The 21,688-nt window shown below is 71.5% G+C and carries 18 protein-coding genes; 11 read left to right on the top strand and 7 right to left on the bottom strand.

Annotated features, from left to right (window positions below):
- Positions 1 to 396: 396 nt before the first annotated feature.
- From PV963_RS11580 to PV963_RS11570, 3 genes are all read right to left on the bottom strand, one after another.
- A complete protein-coding gene (locus tag PV963_RS11580) occupies positions 397 to 1,269 on the bottom strand; it encodes a trypsin-like serine protease (protein WP_274815560.1) in 873 nt (290 codons plus the stop codon).
- A gap of 181 nt (positions 1,270 to 1,450) precedes the next feature.
- Positions 1,451 to 1,939 carry a PaaI family thioesterase gene (locus tag PV963_RS11575; RefSeq protein ID WP_274815559.1) on the bottom strand — a complete coding sequence of 163 codons (489 nt, stop codon included), beginning with the start codon at positions 1,937 to 1,939 and terminating at the stop codon, positions 1,451 to 1,453.
- 57 nt (positions 1,940 to 1,996) lie between these two features.
- Entirely contained in the window at positions 1,997 to 4,276 is a 2,280-nt protein-coding gene (locus PV963_RS11570; protein ID WP_274815558.1) for an FdhF/YdeP family oxidoreductase, read from the bottom strand.
- Between the two features lie 158 nt (positions 4,277 to 4,434).
- On the opposite strand from PV963_RS11570, the gene polA reads away from it, so the two are divergent.
- Together polA and PV963_RS11560 are read left to right on the top strand one after the other, a co-directional pair.
- Positions 4,435 to 7,161 (top strand): DNA polymerase I, encoded by a 2,727-nt coding sequence (gene polA / locus PV963_RS11565; RefSeq protein WP_274815557.1) that lies wholly within the window; start codon positions 4,435 to 4,437, stop codon positions 7,159 to 7,161.
- 188 nt (positions 7,162 to 7,349) lie between these two features.
- Positions 7,350 to 7,898: a hypothetical protein gene (locus tag PV963_RS11560; protein ID WP_274815556.1), complete on the top strand. Its 549-nt coding sequence runs from the start codon at positions 7,350 to 7,352 to the stop codon at positions 7,896 to 7,898.
- Here the strand turns inward: PV963_RS11560 and PV963_RS11555 are convergent.
- Entirely contained in the window at positions 7,804 to 8,673 is an 870-nt protein-coding gene (locus tag PV963_RS11555; RefSeq protein WP_274815555.1) for a DUF4184 family protein, read from the bottom strand. The two genes, PV963_RS11560 and PV963_RS11555, sit on opposite strands and share 95 nt — an antisense overlap.
- A gap of 317 nt (positions 8,674 to 8,990) precedes the next feature.
- On the opposite strand from PV963_RS11555, the gene PV963_RS11550 reads away from it, so the two are divergent.
- The 3 genes from PV963_RS11550 (at position 8,991) to PV963_RS11540 (ending at position 12,044) form a co-directional block, all read left to right on the top strand.
- A complete protein-coding gene (locus PV963_RS11550) occupies positions 8,991 to 10,733 on the top strand; it encodes a lytic transglycosylase domain-containing protein (RefSeq protein WP_274815554.1) in 1,743 nt (580 codons plus the stop codon).
- A 158-nt stretch (positions 10,734 to 10,891) separates the two neighbouring features.
- Positions 10,892 to 11,026 carry an SPW_0924 family protein gene (locus PV963_RS11545; protein WP_274815553.1) on the top strand — a complete coding sequence of 45 codons (135 nt, stop codon included), beginning with the start codon at positions 10,892 to 10,894 and terminating at the stop codon, positions 11,024 to 11,026.
- A 25-nt stretch (positions 11,027 to 11,051) separates the two neighbouring features.
- The gene (locus tag PV963_RS11540; RefSeq protein WP_274815552.1) at positions 11,052 to 12,044 is read left to right on the top strand and encodes a DUF3068 domain-containing protein; all 993 of its coding nucleotides are present in this window, start codon (positions 11,052 to 11,054) and stop codon (positions 12,042 to 12,044) included.
- On the opposite strand, the gene hrpB is transcribed toward PV963_RS11540, so the two are convergent.
- The gene (hrpB, locus tag PV963_RS11535; RefSeq protein ID WP_274815551.1) at positions 12,034 to 14,574 is read right to left on the bottom strand and encodes an ATP-dependent helicase HrpB; all 2,541 of its coding nucleotides are present in this window, start codon (positions 14,572 to 14,574) and stop codon (positions 12,034 to 12,036) included. The two genes, PV963_RS11540 and hrpB, sit on opposite strands and share 11 nt — an antisense overlap.
- 4 nt (positions 14,575 to 14,578) lie before the next feature.
- The gene (locus tag PV963_RS11530; protein ID WP_274821999.1) at positions 14,579 to 15,388 is read right to left on the bottom strand and encodes a class I SAM-dependent methyltransferase; all 810 of its coding nucleotides are present in this window, start codon (positions 15,386 to 15,388) and stop codon (positions 14,579 to 14,581) included.
- 365 nt (positions 15,389 to 15,753) lie between these two features.
- Here PV963_RS11530 and rpsA point away from each other — a divergent pair, with 365 nt between their 5' ends.
- The 4 genes from rpsA (at position 15,754) to PV963_RS11510 (ending at position 19,512) form a co-directional block, all read left to right on the top strand.
- A complete protein-coding gene (gene rpsA, locus PV963_RS11525) occupies positions 15,754 to 17,250 on the top strand; it encodes a 30S ribosomal protein S1 (protein ID WP_274815550.1) in 1,497 nt (498 codons plus the stop codon).
- A gap of 165 nt (positions 17,251 to 17,415) precedes the next feature.
- Positions 17,416 to 18,354, top strand: a complete 939-nt coding sequence (locus tag PV963_RS11520; protein ID WP_274815549.1) for a PAC2 family protein — start codon at positions 17,416 to 17,418, stop codon at positions 18,352 to 18,354.
- Positions 18,355 to 18,460: 106 nt separating this feature from the next.
- A complete protein-coding gene (coaE, locus tag PV963_RS11515; RefSeq protein WP_274815548.1) occupies positions 18,461 to 19,081 on the top strand; it encodes a dephospho-CoA kinase in 621 nt (206 codons plus the stop codon).
- Between the two features lie 50 nt (positions 19,082 to 19,131).
- Complete coding sequence (locus PV963_RS11510; RefSeq protein WP_274815547.1) at positions 19,132 to 19,512, top strand: tetratricopeptide repeat protein; 381 nt, start codon at positions 19,132 to 19,134, stop codon at positions 19,510 to 19,512.
- 59 nt (positions 19,513 to 19,571) lie between these two features.
- Here the strand turns inward: PV963_RS11510 and PV963_RS11505 are convergent, their stop codons facing one another.
- Positions 19,572 to 19,835, bottom strand: coding sequence for a DUF6343 family protein (locus tag PV963_RS11505; RefSeq protein WP_274815546.1), 264 nt, complete (start codon positions 19,833 to 19,835; stop codon positions 19,572 to 19,574).
- A gap of 75 nt (positions 19,836 to 19,910) precedes the next feature.
- On the opposite strand from PV963_RS11505, the gene PV963_RS11500 reads away from it, so the two are divergent.
- The gene (locus tag PV963_RS11500) at positions 19,911 to 20,822 is read left to right on the top strand and encodes an acyltransferase domain-containing protein (RefSeq protein WP_274815545.1); all 912 of its coding nucleotides are present in this window, start codon (positions 19,911 to 19,913) and stop codon (positions 20,820 to 20,822) included.
- A gap of 167 nt (positions 20,823 to 20,989) precedes the next feature.
- Complete coding sequence (locus PV963_RS11495; RefSeq protein ID WP_274815544.1) at positions 20,990 to 21,688, top strand: class I SAM-dependent methyltransferase; 699 nt, start codon at positions 20,990 to 20,992, stop codon at positions 21,686 to 21,688.

The raw sequence follows: 21,688 nt of genomic DNA, 5'->3' as shown, positions 1-21,688 counted from the left end.
TTACGGAGCGTTACGCAGTGCCAGGGTGGGTCGCGCCCGAGGGGAGTCCCGGACAATCGGAAACGGCTATTTCCACGGTGGCGCGCCTCGGGTTCTCGCGGGGGAGTCGAGTGGTCCGGCGGGGCCGAGGTGGTGCCCGTGGCGGCGTTGGCGGTCCGGGGTGCCGGCGTCGGTTCGGTCGGTCGGTCGGCGAGCCGGTCGGTCAGGAGTGGTGCGTCGGTGCCGATGACGTCGCAATTCGGCTCGTCCTCCGTCGAGTTGACGGGTTCGACGGGCCCGGTGGTGCCGCGGAAGGCGGGCGGTGCCCCGCCGTTCCGGGAGGTGCCCCGCCGTTCCGGGCGGTGCGCGGTGCGGCGGGGCGGTCGTTCGTGCGGGGCCGTTGGGGCTGGCCCGGGATTACGGGAGCTTCACGAACGGCGCCAGGAAGGTGCGGGCGCCGGGGGTGTCCAGGCGGTACGTCACGTTGGTCGCGTAGCAGGGGGTGTCGCCGGTGATGGTGGTGGCGGCGAGGATGTTCCGCCCGCCGATGACGGCGAAGTTGGGACCGCCCGAGTCGCCGTAGCAGGCACCTCCGTTGCCCTGCGGGGCGGTCATCGCCAGACGGGCCCAGGAGTCGTTGAGGGAGTTGAAGGTGACGGGCGCCTTCATGCGGACGCCGCCGCCGGGGTGGGTCTGGCCGCCGGGCCCGTTGACGGCTTCCTGGGTGCCGTAGCCGGCGACGAGCCAGTCGGTGGTGTTCAGGCCCTGCGGGCCGAGCCTGCCGAGCTGGTTCGCGGTGGGCAGGGTGGCCGGGGTGAAGCTCCAGCGGGCTTTGACCTGGGTGGCGGGCAGTTCGACCACCGAGATGTCGTGGGTGTCGGAGGCGGGCCCCGGGTAGTCGGGGTGCGAGTGGGCGGTGCCCTGGACGGCGACGGCGGAGGCCTGAGCGGCCGGGTCGCCCGGGTGCTTCTTCGCCGCCGCGTCGAGGCCGGACTGCACGTCCTGGTCGAGGGAGACGTAGAACCGCACGTTGTCGGGCCAGTCGGTGGTGCAGTGCGCGGCGGTCAGGAAGGTGTCCGTGTCGATCATGGTGCCGGAGCAGACCCAGTCGACCCGGTCGGGGGTCGCGGGGTTGCCGTCGTCGTCCCAGGTGGCCACGAGCGCGCCGACCTCGGTGCGTTCGGGTGCGGGCGTGGCGTTGTAGGAGTTGATGGCGGACGACGGCAGCGCGGTGGCGAGCACGGCGGCACCGGCCGCGGCGGTGACGGCGAGGGCGCGTACGGAGGTCAAGAGAAACCCTTCTAGGGGTGGGACGGGTCTTCTCCTGCGGGGGGTGGGGCGTCGTCAGTGAAGCGCCCGGGGGCGGCCGCGACAAGAGCGCGCCCGCCCCTCCAGGGTTTTCCCTACGTCTGTCGGCTCCGCGCCGGTCGGCTCGACGTCGGTCGGCTCGGCATCGGTCGACCGGCGTCCGTCAGCTCGCGGCGCGGATGAGTTCCTCGTCGCCCGGGTTCACATCGCGCAGCAGGCAGGTCAGCCTGGCCGTACATACCCTTTTGTCGTTTTCATCGGTTATGACGATCTCGTACGTGGCGGTCGAGCGCCCCCGGTGCACGGGCGTGGCCACGCCGGTGACGAGGCCGGAGCGCACCCCGCGGTGGTGGGTGCAGTTCAGGTCGACGCCCACGGCGATCTTGGAGCTGCCGCCGTGCAGCATCGAGCCGACCGAACCGAGCGTCTCGGCCAGCACCGCGGAGGCCCCGCCGTGCAGCAGTCCGTAGGGCTGGGTGTTGCCCTCGACCGGCATCGTCCCGACGACCCGGTCCGCGGACGCCTCGACGATCTGGACGCCCATCCGGGTCCCGAGGTGGCCCGCGGAGAACAGGGCCAAGAGGTCCACACCGAGAGCGGCGTACTCGTCGATGACCTCCTGCGGGAACTTCACACGCTGCTGTTCACCCATGGGGCCCGGTCTCCGTTCGTCCAGATCATGCGGTTGCCTCTGCGGCTGAGCAAACGCTCAGTCGGTCGCCGATTGTTCCAGACGCACCACGACGGACTTGCTGGCCGGGGTGTTACTGGTGTCCGCCGTGGCGTCCAGCGGCACCAGCACGTTGGTCTCCGGGTAGTAGGCGGCGGCGCAGCCCCGGGCCGTCGGGTAGTGCACGACCCGGAAACCGGGCGCCCTGCGCTCCACACCGTCCTTCCACTCGCCGACCAGGTCGACGTAGGAACCGTCGGCCAGCTTCAGGGCACGCGCGTCCTCGGGGTTGACCAGCACCACCCGGCGGCCGTTCCTGATGCCCCGGTAACGGTCGTCGAGGCCGTAGACCGTGGTGTTGTACTGGTCGTGCGAGCGCAGCGTCTGGAGCAGCAGGCGGCCCTCGGGCAGCTTGGGGTACTCCACGGGCGCGGCGGTGAAGTTGGCCTTGCCGGTGGCCGTGGGGAAGCGGCGTTCGTCGCGCGGGGCGTGCGGGAGCGTGAAGCCGCCGGGGCGGGCCACGCGCGCGTTGAAGTCCTCGAAGCCGGGGATCACCCGCGCGATGCGGTCCCGGATCGTCGCGTAGTCCTTCTCGAACTCCTCCCAGGGCGTGGCGCTGTTCTCGCCCAGGACGCGGCGGGCCAGGCGGCAGACGATGGCCGGTTCCGACAGCAGATGCCGGCTCGCGGGCTCAAGCCGCCCCCGGGAGGCGTGCACCATGCCCATCGAGTCCTCGACGGTCACGAACTGCTCGCCGCTGCCCTGGAGATCGCGCTCGGTGCGGCCGAGCGTCGGGAGGATCAGGGCACGCGCGCCCGTGATCACGTGCGAGCGGTTCAGCTTCGTCGACACGTGCACGGTCAGCCGGGCCCGCCGCATGGCCGCTTCGGTGACCTCCGTGTCCGGGGACGCGGAGACGAAGTTGCCGCCCATGGCGAAGAAGACCTTCGCCTCGCCGTCGCGCAGCGCGCGGATGGCCCGTACGACGTCGTAACCGTGCTCGCGCGGCGGGGCGAAGCCGAACTCCTTCTCCAGGGCGTCCAGGAACGCCGGGGCGGGGCGCTCGAAGATGCCCATCGTGCGGTCGCCCTGCACGTTCGAATGCCCGCGCACCGGGCACACGCCCGCGCCCGGGCGGCCGATGTTGCCGCGCAGGAGAAGGAAGTTGACCACTTCCCGGATCGTGGGCACGGAGTGCTTGTGCTGGGTGAGGCCCATCGCCCAGCACACGATGGTCCGCTCGGAGGCCAGGACCATGCCGAGGGCCTTCTCGATGTCCTCCCGGGTCAGGCCGGTCGCCGCGAGCGTCTCGTCCCAGTCGGCGGCGCGGGCGGCCTCGGCGAACTCCTCGTAGCCGTGCGTGTGCTCCCGGACGAACGCCTCGTCGACCGCGCCCTTGGTCTCGACGATCAGCTTGTTGAGGAGACGGAACAGGGCCTGGTCGCCGCCGATGCGGATCTGGAGGAACAGGTCGGTCAGCGCGGCGCCCTTGAGCATGCCCTGCGGGGTCTGCGGGTTCTTGAAGCGCTCCAGGCCCGCCTCGGGCAGCGGGTTGACGCTGATGATCCTCGCCCCGTTGTCCTTGGCCTTCTCCAGGGCGGACAGCATGCGCGGGTGGTTCGTCCCCGGGTTCTGTCCGGCGACGATGATCAGGTCGGCCTTGTACAGATCCTCCAGCAGGACGCTGCCCTTGCCGATGCCGATCGTCTCCGACAGGGCCGAACCGGACGACTCGTGGCACATGTTCGAGCAGTCGGGCAGGTTGTTCGTGCCGAGCTCGCGGGCGAACAGCTGGTAGAGGAACGCGGCCTCGTTGCTGGTGCGGCCGGAGGTGTAGAAGACGGCCTCGTCCGGGGAGCCGAGGGCGGCGATCTCCTCGGCGATGATGTCGAAGGCGCGCTCCCAGGTGACCGGCTCGTAGTGCGAGCCGCCCTCGGGCAGATACACGGGGTGGGTGAGGCGCCCCTGCTGTCCCAGCCAGTAGCCGCTGCGGCCGGCCAGGTCGGCGACCGGGTGCGCGGCGAAGAACTCGGGCGTGACCCGGCGCAGCGTGGCCTCCTCGGCGACGGCCTTCGCGCCGTTCTCACAGAACTCCGCCTTGTGCCGGTGCTCCGGCTCCGGCCAGGCACAGCCCGGGCAGTCGAAGCCGTCCTTCTGGTTCACGCTCAGCAGCGTCAGCGCGGTGCGCTTCACGCCCATCTGCTGTTGGGCGACGCGCAGCGTGTGCCCGATCGCGGGGAGGCCCGCTGCCGCGTGCTTCGGACCGGCGACCTGCGGCGCGTCCTGAACCGGATCACTCTTGGGCGGCTTCGTCGCCATCGCACGCTCCCCTTCGACTGCGCTGTGAGGTACGTCTCCGATCCTCGCACGCGGCGGTGACATCGAGTGGGGGCGGGCCGGGGGCGAGGGGCCCGCCCCGGCGCCCGCGCCGCCGGGGCCGGGGCCGAGTGTCAGTGGGGCGTGGCAGGATCGGGGGCGTGGCAGAGACAGCATCGAAGACGACCGACAAGACCTCCGGCGGCAGCCGCCCGCGACTGATGCTCATGGACGGGCACTCGCTGGCCTACCGAGCGTTCTTCGCGCTGCCCGCGGAGAACTTCACCACGGCGACGGGCCAGCCGACGAACGCGATCTACGGCTTCGCGTCGATGCTGGCCAACACGCTGCGCGACGAGGCGCCCACGCACTTCGCGGTCGCCTTCGACGTCTCCCGCAAGACCTGGCGCTCCCAGGAGTTCACGGAGTACAAGGCGAACCGCTCCAAGACCCCCGACGAGTTCAAGGGCCAGGTCGAGCTGATCGGCGAGCTCCTCGACGCGATGGGTGCCGTCCGCTTCGCGGTCGACGGCTTCGAGGCGGACGACGTCATCGCCACCCTCGCCACACAGGCCGAGGCCGAGGGCTTCGAAGTGCTGATCGTCACCGGCGACCGGGACTCCTTCCAGCTGGTCAGCGAGCACACCACGGTGCTGTACCCGACCAAGGGCGTCTCCGAGCTGACCCGCTTCACCCCCGAGAAGGTATTCGAGAAGTACGGGCTGACGCCCGCGCAGTACCCCGACTTCGCGGCCCTGCGCGGCGACCCCTCCGACAACCTCCCCGGCATCCCCGGCGTCGGCGAGAAGACCGCCGCGAAGTGGATCAACCAGTTCGGCTCCTTCGCGCAGCTCGTCGAGCGCGTGGACGAGGTCAAGGGCAAGGCCGGGCAGAACCTCCGCGACCACCTGGAAGCGGTCAAGCTCAACCGCCGGCTGACCGAGCTGGAGCGCCAGGTCGAGCTCCCCAAGGGCGTCGCCGACCTGGAGCGGACCGCCTACGACCGCAAGGCCGTCGCGATGGTCCTGGACACCCTGGAGATCCGCAACCCCTCCCTGCGCGAGCGACTCTTCGCCGTCGACCCCGGCGCCGAGGAGGCCGAGACCACCCCGATCAGCACCGACGGCGTGCAGCTGGACGGCACGGTGCTCGGCACCGGCGAGCTGGCCGGCTGGCTCACCGAGCACGCCACCCAGCCCCTCGGCGTCGCCACGGTCGACGCCTGGGCGCTCGGCACCGGCTCGGTCGCCGAGGTCGCGCTCGCCGCGCCCGGAGGAGCAGCCGCCTGGTTCGACCCCTCCCAGCTCGACGAGGCCGACGAGAGGGCCTTCGCGGCCTGGCTCGCCGACGCCGCCCGACCCAAGATCTTCCACAACGCCAAGGGCGCCATGCGTGTCTTCGCCGAGCACGGCTGGAGCGTCGAGGGCGTGACCATGGACACCGCGCTCGCCGCCTACCTGGTCAAGCCGGGCCGCCGCTCCTTCGACCTGGACGCGCTGTCCCTGGAGTACCTGCACCGCGAGCTGGCCCCCGCCGCCGCGGCCGACGGCCAGCTCGCCTTCGGCGCGGACGAGGGCGCCGAGGCCGAGGCCCTGATGATCCAGGCCCGCGCCGTCCTCGACCTGGGCGAGGCCTTCGAGAGCCGCCTGGAGGAGGTCGGCGCCGCCGACCTGCTGCGCGACATGGAGCTGCCCACGTCCGCGCTGCTCGCCCGCATGGAGCGGCACGGCATCGCCGCCGACCGGCCTCACCTGGAGGCCATGGAGCAGATGTTCGCCGGCGCCGTCCAGCAGGCGGTGAAGGAGGCCCACGCGGCAGCCGGGCACGAGTTCAACCTGGGCTCGCCCAAGCAGCTCCAGGAGGTCCTCTTCGGCGAGCTGGCCCTGCCCAAGACCAAGCGGACCAAGACCGGCTACACCACGGACGCCGACGCGCTCGCCTGGCTCGCCACGCAGACGGACAACGAGCTGCCGGTGATCATGCTCCGCCACCGCGAGCAGGCCAAGCTCCGCGTCACCGTCGAGGGCCTGATCAAGACGATCGCCGCGGACGGCCGCATCCACACCACGTTCAACCAGACGGTCGCCGCCACCGGTCGCCTGTCCTCGACGGACCCGAACCTGCAGAACATCCCGGTCCGCACCGACGAGGGCCGCGCGATCCGCCGCGGCTTCGTCGTCGGCGAGGGCTTCGAGTCCCTGATGACGGCCGACTACAGCCAGATCGAGCTGCGCGTGATGGCGCACCTCTCCGAGGACGAGGGCCTGATCGAGGCGTTCACCTCGGGCGAGGACCTGCACACCACGGCCGCCTCCCAGGTCTTCGCCGTCGAGGCGACCGCGGTGGACGCCGAGATGCGCCGCAAGATCAAGGCCATGTCGTACGGCCTGGCCTACGGTCTGTCCGCCTTCGGCCTCTCCCAGCAGCTGAACATCGAGGCGGCGGAGGCCCGCGCCCTGATGGACGCGTACTTCGAGCGGTTCGGCGGCGTACGGGACTATCTGCGCCGGGCGGTCGACGAGGCCCGGGCGACGGGTTACACGGCGACGCTCTTCGGACGCCGCCGCTACCTGCCCGACCTCAACAGCGACAACCGCCAGCGTCGCGAGGCGGCCGAGCGGATGGCCCTCAACGCCCCCATCCAGGGCACGGCGGCCGACATCGTCAAGATCGCCATGCTCAAGGTGGACAGCGCACTGAAGGACGCCGGGCTCGCCTCCCGCATGCTGCTCCAGGTCCACGACGAAATCGTGCTGGAGATCGCCCCCGGGGAGCGGGCGGCCGCCGAGGAACTCGTCCGCCGCGAGATGGCGAACGCCGTCCACCTCCGCGTGCCCCTGGGCGTCTCTGTGGGCGCGGGCTCGGACTGGGAGTCGGCGGCGCACTAGGTGTATTGACCGGGAGCGTTGTTGACACGGGTATGCCCTCGGCCGAGCGCTGAGCCGGGGGCACCCGCCACCCCCACCCCGTGGGAGAACGTCACTCGCGTGGCCCCCGACAAAGGGCCACCGCCCCCGGCGGTCGCAAAGATGCGGGCATGGGTATACGCACGCTCCTTTGCCGCACGGCCCCAGGCGTGGCACTCCCGCCGGTCCCGCCCTTCGCGGCAGCCGCAAGCTCGGTCCGCGTCCCCGCCACCCTCACCACAGCGCTGCGCCACACGACGGCGGACCTCCGGCAGCGCCTGGCCCACGGATGGCGGCCGCCCGATCCCACCGCCCTCGGCGACGTTTCCGCTGCCACTGGTCGCACCGGCGGCGGTGAGGTGATGGCCGTCCAGCGTCCCGTCGGCGCCGACGACGTGTCCGCCGCGGGCCTCACCAGCCCAGCCGACGTGTCCGCCATCCTCGGTCTCACCAGCGGCACAGCCACTACGGCCCAGCATCCAGGCAATACCGATCGCCCCGGCAGGGCCTCCCGCCCCTGGGCGGACCTGGCCCGCAGCTACCTGACGCTCGTCCTCACCCTGCTCCCGCGGCCCCGCCCCGCCCACACCACCATCACCGTGTACATCGCGACCACCGCGCCCCTCAGCGAGCGGCCGACCGGCTCGGCTCCGCGTCATCGACGTGGTCAGGACCGCCCGGGGCCGGGCCCGGGGCCGGAGCCGGACGCCACACCCTGACCGCCACGGCGTACAGCAACAGCGCCGGGACGAGCCCCGCGCCCGCCCCGAAGCACACCGTCGGAATGATCTCCCACGGTTTCGCGCTCGAGCCCCAGTAGGCCCACCACCGCGACGCCCGCTGCACCGCCCCCACCAGCGCGAAGCCGCCGATCACCGCACCGGCCAGCCACCGGTCCCGCCCCGACAGCGCCGGGACACCCACCGGCACGCGCACTGGCGCCCGCCGCACGGCCTGCGCCACGAACACGGCGATCACGACCGCGGCCACCGCCGAACCGCCGTACTGCAAGTACCAGTACAGCGGCGAGCCCGCCACCTCCCGGCCCAGTACCGGAAACAGCCGCATCCCCCACCGGTCGAGATGCGTGAACGCGTCCCACACGACGTGCGTCAACGCGCCGAGCACCGCGGACACATACCACCGCAGCACCAGGGACGGCCGCACAAGCGCCCGGGGCGCCCCGCACCGAACCAGCGCGGACACCCGCCCCTGTAGGGTCCGCGGCAGCAGCGCCACCAGCGGTTCGCGCACCAGCAGCCACAGCCCCACCAGCGCCGAGGCGATGAGCGCATCGACCGTGAACACACCCGGGAACGAGTGCGTGACGTCACCGAACTCCATCGCCCCGGACACCACACTCGCCGCGTAATAGGTCATGTCGGGCGCGAAGGAACCCGCCACGAGCACGGCGGGGACCAGCGGGCCCCGGCCGGTGCCGTCGGTGCGTACGGCGGGCAGTACGGCTGCCGCGTGGCTCAGCGTGAACGGCAACTCGGCTCCTCGTGACGGTCGTTGGCGGCGTGATCGGAAGGGCTCAGTATGCGGGATGCCGAACCTCGGCCGCCCACCCCGCTCGCCGCATGACCAACCGGTGAAAAACGGGCACGAACGGGTGCCCGAGCAAAGCAAGTTGTCGTAGGGTCACCAGGGTCACCGTGCCGGTGGCAGGAGACAGGCCTGTCGGAGGGCAACCACTCGGGCCGGTCGATCGTCACAACAGAGCGAACGCAACAGAAGTACGCGTACGCAACACAAGAGCGCGACAGACAGAGACGGGCGCTCGGGCGTCCACGGGAGGGGTTCACTCTATGGCGGCGCAATTCGGCAGGAGGCTGCGCAAGGGGGCGGCAACCACCGCCGTGGCCGCGGTAGCGGTCGCGGCCCTGTCCGCCTCCCAGGCTCCGGGCGTGAACGACCACGGCAGACAGACCGCCGCGGACGCCACACCCTCACCCGACGCGAGTGCCTCCGACGGCAGCGCCACCGGCAACTCGCCCTACTACACGGACCTGCCGCCGCTCAACAGCCCGAGCCCGTCACCGAGCACCGGGCCGGGACCCGCCACCGGCACCTCCGAGGCGGGCATCCCCGCGACCGTCCTCGACGCCTACAAGAAGGCCGAGGCCGCGCTGCGCGACGCCAAGCCCGGCTGCAACCTGCCCTGGCAACTCCTCGCGGCCATCGGCCGGGTGGAGTCGGGCCAAGCCCGCGGCGGCCGCGTCGATGCCGAGGGCACCACCATCTCGCCGATCCTCGGCCCGCAGCTCGACGGCAACGGCTTCGCCCTCATCAAGGACACCGACAACGGCGCCCACGACGGCAACAGCACGTACGACCAGGCCGTCGGCCCCATGCAGTTCATCCCGTCCACCTGGGCCTGGGCGGGCCGCGACGCCAACGGCGACGGCAAGAAGGACCCCAACAACATCTACGACGCCGCGCTCGCCGCCGGCCACTACCTGTGCCGCAACAACTGGGACCTGTCCGACCAGAACGACCTCGACCGCGCGATCCTCAGCTACAACAACTCGCGGGAGTACCTCAACCTGGTCATGCGGTGGCTGGAGTACTACCGCAAGGGCACGCACGAGATCCCCGACGGCACCGGCACGCTGCCCGACAACCGCAGCGACGACGGGGCCGGGGCGAGCCCCAGCCCCTCCACGCCGAGCACGCCCGGCACGCCGGCTGGGGGCGGCCCCAAGCCCAAGCCCAAGCCCACCCCCAGGCCCGAAAAGCCCGGCGGGGGCGGCACGACGCCCCCGAAGCCGCCCACCACCCCGCCAGACTCCCCGGGCACGCCGCCCTCGACCTCTCCCACGCCCACCGACACGGTGCACCACCTGGAGGACGCCGGGACCGCGAAGCTCACCGCGATGGCGGGCGACGCGTTCACCAAGCGGATCAGCACCCGCGCCGAGACGAAGGCCGGCAAGGCCGTCGGCAAGGTCAGGATCCGATTCACGATCATCGGCGACACCGACACCACCTTCACGGGCGGCGAGAGCGTGGCGACGGTCGCCACCAACAGCTCCGGAGTGGCCGTCGCACCCGCGCTTCAGGCGGGGGAGAAGACGGGCGACGTCACCGTCCGGGCCACCGTCGTGGGCCGTATGGTCGCGGGCCTCGACTACACGGCCACCGTCACCGAGCGCGCCGCCGACGCCCTCGCCCGCACCGGTGACGCCGCGCTGACCTGCACCCCGGGCGGCGAGTTCGCGAACCAGGTCGAGGTGAAGGCCACCTACAAGGGCGCCGTCGCGGACGGCGTCGCGGCCACCGCCACGCTGATCAAGTCGGCGGACGATCCGGCCGCCAACGACAAGGGTCCCTACTTCAAGGACGCCGACGGCAAGGCCGTACGCACGCTGACGGGCCTGAAGACGGACGCGAAGGGCCTGCTGAAGCTGCCGAAGCTCTACGCGGACGACACCACCGGCACGTTCCTGCTCCGCATCGACACCGAGGGCGAAGCGACCCTCACCGTCGAACTGACCGTGGCGGCTGCCGAGACGTCCTCACCGAGCCCCTCGCCCAGTCCGAGCGCGTAGCTCTCGGGCACGACGGACGACGCCCCTCCTTCAAGAGGGGCGTCGTTTTTCATGAGGGGGCGTCGTTGTGTGTGCAACGTGTTCTCATCTCCGCCGCCCGTTGCTACGGTGCCGAGAAACCTGACGGTCTATCAGTTCGACCCGTGGGGAGGCCCCGTATGCGCGCCCTCGTCGCCGCCGCCACCGGTCTCGCCGTCGCCTTCGCCGTGGTCCTGACGCTGACCGCCCTCGGCACCCCTTCGGGCGGGACGTCCCCGAAGCCGCTGCTGACGACGGTGCCCGAACACCCCTGACCGCCCGCCCGGGAGGGAGGCCGAGATGCGCCGCAAGGCCGGCCTGGTCCTGCTCGCCCTCGCCGTGTTCTTCGCGGCCCTGTCCCCGCTGCTGCGCTGGTACGCCTTCCCGCGCCTGGCCAAGGTCCCCGCGCACCAGTACCAGGACATGGTCCTGGAGGCGGAGAACGCCACCCTCCTCGACTACGGCACGATGCGGGCCCGCACGGTCCCCAAGGTCACGATCGTGCAGACCCTCAAGGGCAACGTCGAGGCCTCCGAGCGGATCGAGGAGTCGGCGGGCCGCGACGTGGTCGTCTGGGACGGCCTGTCCTACGTCGTCGGGCCCGACGACGAGATGGTGTCGAAGATCCCCGAGCGCTACATCTTCGACGCCCACACCCAGGAACCCGTCCACGCCACCGGCGAGATGGTCGACGGCGACCCGGTGCGCCGCGAGGGCATCGAGTTCAAATGGCCGTTCCTCACGGAGAAACGGGACTACGAGTACTTCGACGCCCAGGCCCGCGTCACCGCCCCCATCCACTACAAGGGCACACAGGACTTCCGCGGCCTGGAGGTCTACTACTTCGAGCAGACCATCCCCTGGACCGAGGTGAGGATCCCGAAGACCCTGCCCGTGGAGGGCCTCACCCCCGAGTCGGTCGCCGAGACCGGCACCACCCGCTGGTACACCACGGTCCGCAAGTTCTGGGTCGAACCCCTCACCGGCGCCCCCGTCTACGGCGAGGAACTCCACAAGGAGGAACTGCGCGGCGGCACCCTCCTCGGCGACCGTGACAAGGTGACCGCGTTCGCCGGGCACGTGAAGATGCGCGAGGACTACATCACCCACACGGTCGACCTGGTGAAATCCCAGCGCCTGTTCATCCTGCTGATGACGTCCTACCTGCCGTGGGGCTTCCTGACCCTCGGCGTCCTCCTGCTGGCCCTCGCGCTGTACCTGGAGGCCCGCAGTCGCCGCCCGTCCGGCCCGGCTCCCACGGCGACCGAGGAACCGTCACCGGTCAGCGCCTGAGCCGGGCGCTGGTGTGCCGGGTCGGCTCGGCCCCGGCCGGGTCCTCGGGCCACGGATGCTTCGGATACCGCCCGCGCAGCTCCGCCCGTACGCCCTTGTAGCCGTCCTTCCAGAACGAGGCGAGATCGGCGGTGACGGCGGCCGGGCGCCCGGCCGGGGACAGCAGATGGACGAGCAGCGGCACCCCCGCGACCCGCGGCGACTCCTGGAGCCCGAACATCTCCTGCAACTTCACCGCCAGCACAGGCTGCTCGGGCCGGGAGTAGTCGACGCGGATCCGCGACCCGCTCGGCACGGTGATCCGCTCCGGGGCCAGCTCGTCGAGCCGCCCGGCCTCCCCACAGGCCCAGGGCAGCAGCCGCGCGAGCGCCTCCCCGGCGTCGATCCGCGCCAGGTCGGCCCGCCGCCGGGCCCGGCTCAGCTCCGGCTCCAGCCACTCGTCCACGCGCGCGTGCAGCGCGTCGTCGCTGACGTCGGGCCACGGGTCACCGAGGTGCAGCCGCAAAAACGCGAGCCGCTGCCGCAGAACCCCGGCATCCGGCGACCACCGCAGCACGCCGAACCCCTCCCGCCGCAGCCCGTCCAGCAGCGCCCCGCGTACGAGCCCGGGACCGGCGTCCTTCAGCGGCCGCACCGCCAACTCCACGGCCCCCAGCCGCTCCACCCGCCGCGCCACGACGTCCCCACCGTCCCAGCGCACCTCGTCCCGCTCCTGAAGCAGCGCCCCCGCGGCGAGCCGGGCGACCCCTTCGTCGATCACGGCCCCCGAGCGCACGCGCGCGTGCCCCTTGCCGACGGGCCGGTCGGCGACGGCGACGGCAACCCACTCCGCCCCACGCAGCCCGCTGCCCTCGCCGGGCTCGGCCCGGGTCCCGGACACCATGAGGCACGACCCACCGTCGACCTTGCCGACCCGCTCGGGAAAGGCAAGCGCGGCAACGAGCCCCACCTGCCGATCCTCCGATGCGCGGTCCCACCTCTCGGCTTCAACCTCTGAACGCCAATTACGGGCGGGCGGGTGGGAAACGCCTGAAACGACGGCCCGCAGCCGCCGAACCTCACTACGCCACCGCGAGGCATAGGCGTCACCCCCACGCCGAGCACGACGCAGCGCACCCGCCAGGTCATCGCCGTACTCCCGAGGCGCCTCCTCGCTCAACAGGGCGACGATTTCCGAGGCACGCTCGGCACCCACGAACGGAAGGGAATCCACCAAAGCCCGTCCCAGCCGCGGATGAAGCCCCAGCCGAGCCAGCGCAGCGCCCCGCTCCGTGGCCCGCCCGACGGAGTCGACCGCTCCCACCGCCGCCAGCACCTCCCGCGCCGCCGCCATCGCCCCACCCGGCGGCGGATCCAGCAACGCTAGCCCGGACGCGTCCGGATCCCCCCAGCACGCCACCTGAAGCGCGAACGCCGTCAGGTCGGCCACCTTGATCTCCGGCGAGGGAAAACGCGGCAGACGCGCGTCCTCGGCCTCCGCCCAGCACCGGTACACCGCCCCCGGCGCCTCACGCCCGGCCCGCCCCGCCCGCTGCCGCCCGGCCGCCTGCGACGCCCGCACCGTCGTCAGCGCGCTCAACCCGCGCGCGTGGTCGACGCGCGGCTCCCGCGCCAGCCCGGAGTCGACGACCACACGCACCCCGGGAACCGTCAGCGACGACTCCGCCACTGACGTGGCCAGCACCACCCGCCGCCGCTCCCCGCCGGCCAGCACGGCGTCCTGGACGGCCGCGGGCGCCCGCCCGTGCACCTGAAGCACCTCGACGTCCCCGAGCTCGGCGAGCTGCCCGGCCACCCGGGCGATCTCGCCCACGCCCGGCAGGAAACACAGCACGTCCCCGTCCCGCTCGGCCAGTGCCCGCCGCACCACCGACGCCACATGCGTCAGCAGCGCCGGATCGACACGCATCCCGTGCGGCGGCCGTACGGGCCGCACCGGCGGCGCCCACACGACCTCCACCGGATACGCCGTCCCCCGGGCCTCGACCACCGGAGCGCCGCCCAGCAGTGCGGCCCACCCCTGCGCGTCGGTCGTCGCCGAGGCGGCCACCAGCCGCAGCTCCGGGCGCAGCGTCTGCCGTACGTCCCACAGGAACGCCGCCGCCGTGTCCGCGTCCAGATGCCGCTCGTGGCACTCGTCGAGCACCACCACGTCCGTACCGGCCAGCTCCTGGTCCCGCTGCACCCGCTGCACCAGCACACCGGTCGTGACGACCTCCACGCGCGTGTGCCGCCCGACGGCGCGTTCCCCGCGCACGGTGTAGCCGACGCTCTCGCCCACCTTCTCGCCCAGCAGCCACGCCATCCGCCGCGCCGCCGCCCGCGCCGCGATCCGCCGCGGCTCGGCGACGATCACCCGCCGCCCGGGCCCCTCCCCGAGCAGCCCTGCCAGGGCCAGGGGAACCAGAGTCGTCTTGCCGGTGCCGGGCGGCGCCACGAGGACGGCGGTCCCGTGCCCCTCCAGGGCGTCGTCCAGGGCGGGCAGGGCACCGCGTACAGGCAGGGCGTCCAGGGCGTCGTAACGGATCACGCACTCAGTCCCGTACGCACACGAAGATCGCCGTCCCCGGGATCAGGTTCCCGCGCAGCGGCGACCAGCCGCCCCACTCGGAGGTGTTCCAGGCCGGCCACTCCGGCTCCACCAGATCCACCAGCCGGAAGCCCGAGGCCACCACGTCCCGGACGCGGTCGCCGAGCGTGCGGTGGTGCTCGACGTAGACCGCGCGGCCCTCCTCGTCCTGCTCGACGTAGGGCGTGCGGTCGAAGTACGAACCCGACACCGACAGCCCCTGCGGCCCCGGCTCGTCCGGGAAGGCCCAGCGGATCGGGTGCGTCACCGAGAAGACCAGACGGCCCCCGGGCCGCAGCACCCGGCGCACCTCCCGCAGCACCAGGCGCGGATCGGCGACGAAGGGCAGTGCCCCGTACGCCGAGCAGGCCAGGTCGAACGAGCCGTCCGCGAAGGGCAGCGCCCCGGCGTCGGCGCACACCAGGGGGAACGGTCCGCCGATGCGCAGCGCGTGCTGCAACTGCCGGTGCGAGATGTCCAGGGCCACCGGGCGGGCACCCTGGCCGGCCAGCCAGCGCGAGCACTGCGCCGCGCCCGCGCCGATCTCCAGGACGTCCTTGCCCTTCAGCTCCTCCGGCGGGCCGAGCAGCTCGGCCTCCACCTCGTCCAGACCCTCGGGGCCCCACACGAAACGGTCGTCGCCGAGGAAGGTGCCGTGCTCGGTCTGGTACTCGTCCGCGTTGCGGTCCCACCAGCCCCGGTTGGCCCGGGAGCTCTCCGTGACATCTGCGTCACGCCGGGTCGCCTCCGGTTCGGACGCTTCGGGCTCTTGGATGATCTGCTCCCTCGTCGTACTCTTCCGTCCAGCCGGTCCCGGAGGTGTCCCGAAGGGGGCGTCACACGCCCTGCGTGGCCTCGGACGACACGACTTGTGCCGGGTATGCGGTGTTCCGCCCCGGGTGGGCGGCTTCGCGCATTGACCCTGCCCGGCTGCCCCCGTATGCTACAAGTTGCGCTGCGGGCCTGCGCACCTCAGACGTAGCAGGCTGCGCTCGCATCTGTATGTATGTCCCCTCGGTTGTCGAGGCGCCACCAATTTCGTGTGGCGCTTCCTTGGCTGTCCGGCTTCTGCAGAGCGAAACGGGCTCCCGGCGTAGCAGTACCTACGACTTCAATGTCCGTACCGGAGCCCTTTCCCACATGACGAGCAGCACCGAGACCACCGCCACCACCCCGCAGGTAGCGGTCAACGACATCGGTAACGAGGAAGCCTTCCTCGCCGCGATCGACGAGACGATCAAGTACTTCAACGACGGCGACATCGTCGACGGCGTCATCGTGAAGGTCGACCGGGACGAGGTCCTGCTCGACATCGGTTACAAGACCGAAGGTGTGATCCCGAGCCGCGAGCTCTCGATCAAGCACGACGTCGACCCCAACGAGGTCGTCGCCGTCGGTGACGAGATCGAGGCCCTTGTTCTCCAGAAGGAGGACAAGGAAGGCCGCCTGATCCTCTCGAAGAAGCGCGCCCAGTACGAGCGTGCCTGGGGCACCATCGAGAAGATCAAGGAAGAGGACGGGATCGTCACCGGTACCGTCATCGAGGTCGTCAAGGGTGGTCTCATCCTCGACATCGGCCTCCGTGGCTTCCTCCCGGCCTCCCTGGTCGAGATGCGCCGCGTCCGTGACCTCCAGCCCTACGTGGGCAAGGAGCTCGAGGCCAAGATCATCGAGCTGGACAAGAACCGCAACAACGTGGTCCTGTCCCGCCGTGCCTGGCTGGAGCAGACCCAGTCCGAGGTCCGCCAGACGTTCCTCACGACCCTCCAGAAGGGTCAGGTCCGTTCCGGCGTCGTCTCCTCGATCGTCAACTTCGGTGCCTTCGTGGACCTGGGTGGCGTCGACGGCCTGGTCCACGTCTCCGAGCTGTCCTGGAAGCACATCGACCACCCCTCCGAGGTTGTCGAGGTCGGCCAGGAGGTCACCGTCGAGGTCCTCGACGTCGACATGGACCGCGAGCGCGTCTCCCTGTCGCTGAAGGCGACCCAGGAAGACCCGTGGCAGCAGTTCGCCCGCACCCACCAGATCGGCCAGGTCGTGCCCGGCAAGGTCACGAAGCTGGTTCCGTTCGGTGCGTTCGTCCGCGTGGACGAGGGCATCGAGGGTCTGGTCCACATCTCCGAGCTGGCCGAGCGCCACGTGGAGATCCCGGAGCAGGTCGTCCAGGTCAACGACGAGATCTTCGTCAAGGTCATCGACATCGACCTCGAGCGCCGTCGCATCAGCCTCTCGCTGAAGCAGGCCAACGAGGCCTTCGGTGCCGACCCGGCGTCGGTCGAGTTCGACCCGACCCTGTACGGCATGGCTGCGTCGTACGACGACCAGGGCAACTACATCTACCCCGAGGGCTTCGACCCCGAGACCAACGACTGGCTCGAGGGCTACGAGACCCAGCGCGAGGCCTGGGAGACCCAGTACGCCGAGGCGCAGCAGCGCTTCGAGCAGCACCAGGCGCAGGTCATCAAGTCCCGCGAGGCGGACGAGAAGGCTGCCGCCGAGGGTGGCGAGGTCGCCGCTCCGGCCGCGTCCGGCGGTGGCGGTTCGTACTCCTCCGAGGGCCCGGACAACTCCGGCGCGCTGGCCTCGGACGAGGCGCTGGCCGCGCTTCGCGAGAAGCTGGCCGGCGGACAGAGCTGACGCCCGCTGAGCAGTAGCTCCTGGCTGAGGGGCCGTACCTTTCGGGGTGCGGCCCCTCAGCGCTGTCCACGGAGTCGGCCACGAAAAGATCATGTACTCCTTCTCCGGGAATGCCCACGCCCGCAAGGGCGTTGTGCAGTACGGACACGAGGAGGAGCGGTCACTGTGCTTGATCCGCAGGGTTTGTACGCATGGGAGCCGAAGGGCCTGGCCGTCGTCGACATGGCGTTGGCCCAGGAGTCGGCCGGACTTGTCATGCTCTACCACTTCGACGGATACATCGACGCGGGCGAGACGGGCGACCAGATCGTCGACCGGCTGCTCGACTCGCTGCCCCACCAGGTCGTCGCCCGCTTCGACCACGACCGGCTCGTGGACTACCGCGCCCGCCGCCCGCTGCTGACGTTCAAGCGCGACCGCTGGAGCGACTACGAAGAGCCCGCCATCGAGGTGCGGCTGGTGCAGGACGCCACCGGAGCGCCGTTCCTGCTGCTGTCCGGCCCCGAGCCGGACGTGGAGTGGGAGCGCTTCGCCGCGGCCGTGAAGCAGATCGTGGAGCGGCTCGGCGTCCGTCTTTCGGTGAACTTCCACGGCATCCCCATGGGCGTCCCGCACACCCGGCCCGTCGGCCTGACCCCGCACGGCAACCGCACCGACCTCGTCCCGGGCCACCGCAGCCCGTTCGAGGAGGCGCAGGTGCCCGGCAGCGCCGAGTCCCTGGTCGAGTACCGCCTGCTCCAGGCCGGGCACGATGTTTTGGGCGTCGCCGCCCACGTCCCGCACTACATCGCCCGCTCCCCGTACCCGGACGCGGCCCTGACGGTCCTGGAGGCCATCACGGCGGCGACCGGACTGGTGCTGCCCGGCATCGCCCACGCCCTGCGCTCGGACGCCCACCGTACGCAGACGGAGATAGACCGGCAGATCCGCGAGGGCGACGAGGACCTCACCGCGCTCGTCGAGGGCCTGGAGCACCAGTACGACGCCGTCGCGGGCGCCGAGACCCGGGGCAACATGCTCGCCGAGCCGGTGGACATCCCGTCGGCGGACGAGATCGGCCGGGAGTTCGAGAAGTTCCTGGCGGAGAGAGAAGGCGACAGCTGACGGGTGGGGTCGCGCCCCGACAGGGGTGCGGGGAACTGCGCGACCAGCCCCCACCGGCCCGCACCCTCTACCTGGCATCCCCGAGCGGAGCGTCTAGGCTCGGCTCATGCTGAAGGTGGGCCTGACCGGCGGTATCGGTGCCGGCAAGAGTGAGGTGTCACGGCTGCTCGTCGAGTGCGGTGCCGTGCTGATCGACGCGGACCGCATCGCGCGGGAGGTCGTCGCACCCGGGACCCCGGGGCTCGCCGCGGTCGTGGAGGCCTTCGGCGAGGAGGTGCTCGCGGCCGACGGCGGCCTGGACCGGCCCAGGCTCGGCTCCATCGTCTTCGCCGACCAGGCGAAGCTCGCCACGCTCAACTCGATCGTGCACCCCCTCGTGGGCGCCCGCTCCCGCGAACTCGAAGAGGCCGCCGCCGAGGACGCGGTCGTCGTGCACGACGTCCCGCTCCTCACGGAGAACGGCCTGGCGCCGATGTACGACGTCGTGATCGTCGTCGACGCGAGCCCAAAGACCCAGCTCGACCGGCTCGTACGGCTGCGCGGCATGACCGAGGAGGACGCCCGCGCGCGGATGGCCGCCCAGGCGACACGCGAGCAGCGCCGGGAGATCGCGGACATCGTCATCGACAACGACGTCCCGCTGGAGGACCTGGAGCGCCGCGTGAAGGACGTGTGGGCCGAGCTGGAACGCAGGTCGAACGTGTCCCGGCCGTCCCCTCAGGAATAGCGGCATCTCGCGGGGGCGTTGAACCCTCGCAGTGAGGGAAGGACTCTGCCGTGCCCGAGACCAGCGGTTCGACCGGACGTACCCCGGAGACGCACGTCATCGACTTCCGTGCCGCCGAGCAGCTGCTCGCGGCGCGGGACCCGCGGGGCGCGGTGAAGCTGCTCGACGGAGTCATCGCCGCGCACCCGGAGAACACGGCCGCGCGGCTGCTGCGGGCGCGTGCCTTCTTCGCGGCGGCGCAGCTGAGGCCGGCGGAGCTCGAGTTCTCGATCGTCCTGGAACGCGAGCCGGACAACGCGTTCGCGCACTTCGCGCTCGCCCGCACGTATGAGCGGCAGAACCGCCCCGACCAGGCCAAGCGCCACTTCCGTCTGGCCGCCGCGCTGGACCCGAACCCGCGGTTTGTGAAGGCGGCGCGCTTCGACTCGTGAGCGGCCGTCCCTGTCCGCCTCAGGGTTGATCCGTCCGCCTCAGGGGGTGATCGTCCGTCTCAGGGGTGATCGTCCGGTGGACGGTAGGGCGGGATGTCGGGGCCCGGCTGGTAGTGCGGGCCCTGGCGGATGTGCCTGAGGACGACGACGAGGTCGATCGTGACGACCAGCAGCAGCGCGCCACAGGCGATGGCCCAGCCGGTCCGCCCGGCGAGCGTGAAAGCGACCGTGCCGAAGAGTGCCCAGACAAGCCCCCACACGCTCAACCAGAAGCGCGCCCGCAGGGCACTGCGCGCAGTCTTCGGTTCACTGCCTGTACGCATCGCTCGATCACCACTCCTGCTTGCAACGTACCCTTCGTGGCGAGAGTTCACCAAGGCAGACAGAGGGGGCCGTGCATGCTGCCGGACGCCGACGCGTTCCCCGAGGTCCTGCTCGACCTCGCGGTGCCGCACGAGGACATCAACGACCTGGTCGCTCTACGGCGGGCGCTCACTGCGGACACCGGGGCCATGAGGTTCCTGGAGGAGTGCGTCGAAGACCTGGTGCGGGACATCGGGGAGATCGGGGTCGCGGTACCGCTCGCTGAGCGCGTCGAGGAGGCCCCGGCGGCGCTGGGGCCGTACTTCGCCGTGTACGTGTTCGTCGCGGCGCTGCCGTACACGCGCGCATATCACCAGGAGCGGGGTGTCACCTCCGACGTCAGCCGCCGCACGCTCGCCGACCTCGGGCGGAACATGGCGCACCATCGACGGCAGCACGGCAGGGGAGGGGTGAAGGTCCCCCAGTGGCTCACGCACCACTTCCGAGGTGAGCTGTACCAGTTGGGGCGGCTTCAGTTCGAGCGGGCGCGCCTCGGGCAGCGGACGGGGCGGGCGGTGGCGGCGGCCGGGCTGGACGTGACGCCGGGGGAGCCCTGTCTGAACCTGCACATCCCGGACTTCCACGGGCCGCTGTCCCCGGCGGCCTGCGACCGTTCCCTGGAACTGGCGCGGGAGTTCTTCGCCCGCCACTTTCCGCAGGAGCGGTACCAGGTCGCGGTGTGTCATTCCTGGCTGCTCGACCCGCAGTTGAAGCGGTACCTCGACCCGGACTCCAACATCGTCCGCTTCCAGGAACGCTTCGAGGCCGGTCGTGACCCCGGCGAAGAGCCGGAACCGGCGGACACCGAGCCCGTCCGGTTCGTCTTCGGCGACCCGGACCTGCCGGTGGCGAGCCTGCCGAGGCGGACGTCGGTGGAGCGGGTGGTGGGGGATCACCTGCGGGCGGGCGGTCACTGGTACGTGGGGCACGGCTGGTTCCCGCTGTAGGCGTCTGGGTTCCGCTGTAGGCGCCCGTGGCCCTCGGCGCCCGTGGTCCCGGCGCCCGTGGCCCTCGGCTCACGGAAGCCGGTGGCCCGTTCACTCGGTCGGGTGAAGGCAGCCGGGGCGGGAACGGGCGTGCGGGTGCGGTCCGTTGGGCGGACATGGAGCTGAAAATGCGTGAGGGGTACGAGGGGACGGGGCCCGGGGCCATCACCCCGGACGGCTGCGCGGTGGAGCTCTACTCGCGGTTGCCCGTGAGGGACGAACCGGACGTCATCGCGGCAGCGGTGCCGGCGGGCGCGCGCATCCTGGAGCTGGGCAGCGGCGTCGGGCGCATGACCCACGCGCTGCTGGAGCGCGGGTTCAGGGTCACGGCGGTGGACGAGTCCGCCGAGATGCTGGAGCGGGTACGCGGGGCGCGGACGATATGCAGTCCGATCGAGGACCTGGACCTGGGTGAGAAGTTCGACGTGGTGCTGCTCGCGTCGTTCCTCGTGCACGCCGGGGACGCCGAGGTGCGGCGGGGCCTGCTGCGCACGTGCGTGCGGCATGTCGCGGGGGGCGGCTCCGTGCTCATCCAGCGGGAGGGCGAGGATTACCACACGAACGTGCCGCGCGAGCGGGTGGACCCCAGCGGCTTCACCGTGCGGATCGTGTCGTCGGAGCCGGTCGGCGACGGGGTCAACTCGGTGCGCGCGGAGTACGAGTTCCCGGACGCGGCATGGACCCAGACGTTCCGGGCACGACCGCTGACCGAGGAACAGTTCGAGGAGGCGCTGGGGGAGACGGGCCTGAGGGTGGACCAGTACCTGACGGAGGACCGGACCTGGGTGAGGGCGGTGCCCGGCGGTCTGGGCGGCCGAGGTGCGTGA

The organism is Streptomyces coeruleorubidus, from assembly GCF_028885415.1.
GTDB classification, from domain to species: domain Bacteria; phylum Actinomycetota; class Actinomycetes; order Streptomycetales; family Streptomycetaceae; genus Streptomyces; species Streptomyces coeruleorubidus_A.
The sequence above is the reverse complement of the archived record's forward strand: the minus strand, read 5'-3'. Positions and strand labels throughout refer to the sequence as shown.

Bases quoted from the DNA above. Each gene is read 5' to 3' on its own strand.
- PV963_RS11545 (WP_274815553.1), top strand. From the start codon at position 10,892: ATGCGCGCCCTCGTCGCCGCCGCCACCGGTCTCGCCGTCGCCTTCGCC.
- PV963_RS11550 (WP_274815554.1), top strand. From the start codon at position 8,991: ATGGCGGCGCAATTCGGCAGGAGGCTGCGCAAGGGGGCGGCAACCACC.
- PV963_RS11575 (WP_274815559.1), bottom strand. From the start codon at position 1,939: ATGGGTGAACAGCAGCGTGTGAAGTTCCCGCAGGAGGTCATCGACGAG.
- PV963_RS11500 (WP_274815545.1), top strand. From the start codon at position 19,911: ATGCTGCCGGACGCCGACGCGTTCCCCGAGGTCCTGCTCGACCTCGCG.
- PV963_RS11540 (WP_274815552.1), top strand. From the start codon at position 11,052: ATGCGCCGCAAGGCCGGCCTGGTCCTGCTCGCCCTCGCCGTGTTCTTC.
- PV963_RS11495 (WP_274815544.1), top strand. From the start codon at position 20,990: ATGCGTGAGGGGTACGAGGGGACGGGGCCCGGGGCCATCACCCCGGAC.
- PV963_RS11570 (WP_274815558.1), bottom strand. From the start codon at position 4,276: ATGGCGACGAAGCCGCCCAAGAGTGATCCGGTTCAGGACGCGCCGCAG.
- rpsA (WP_274815550.1), top strand. From the start codon at position 15,754: ATGACGAGCAGCACCGAGACCACCGCCACCACCCCGCAGGTAGCGGTC.
- PV963_RS11505 (WP_274815546.1), bottom strand. From the start codon at position 19,835: ATGCGTACAGGCAGTGAACCGAAGACTGCGCGCAGTGCCCTGCGGGCG.
- coaE (WP_274815548.1), top strand. From the start codon at position 18,461: ATGCTGAAGGTGGGCCTGACCGGCGGTATCGGTGCCGGCAAGAGTGAG.